A 235-nucleotide genomic window follows, 5' to 3' on the forward strand; every position below is an offset into this window, starting at 1 on the left:
ACGGCCGCGATTTCACCGCGTATTTCGCACGTCCGGTTCTGCAGATGATCCTTCAGCAGCCGATCGTCGCCGCTGCCCGCGCAGGTCAGTTCGACATCATCGCCACCGGTGCCGGGGGTGGTCTGTCCGGTCAGGCCGGTGCCGTTCGTCACGGTCTGTCCAAGGCCCTCACCTACTTCGAACCGGGCCTGCGCTCCGTTCTGAAGAAGGGTGGCTTCCTGACCCGCGACAGCCG

Annotated in this window: 1 protein-coding gene; it reads left to right on the plus strand. The window is 65.5% G+C overall.

The features are described 5' to 3' along the window. Positions 1-235: 30S ribosomal protein S9 (gene rpsI, locus SB764_RS44710; protein ID WP_410867399.1), on the plus strand; the 235-nt coding region annotated here is incomplete at both ends.

The sequence above is a fragment of the Paraburkholderia sp. SIMBA_027 genome (assembly GCF_046535315.1).
GTDB classification, from domain to species: domain Bacteria; phylum Pseudomonadota; class Gammaproteobacteria; order Burkholderiales; family Burkholderiaceae; genus Paraburkholderia; species Paraburkholderia tropica.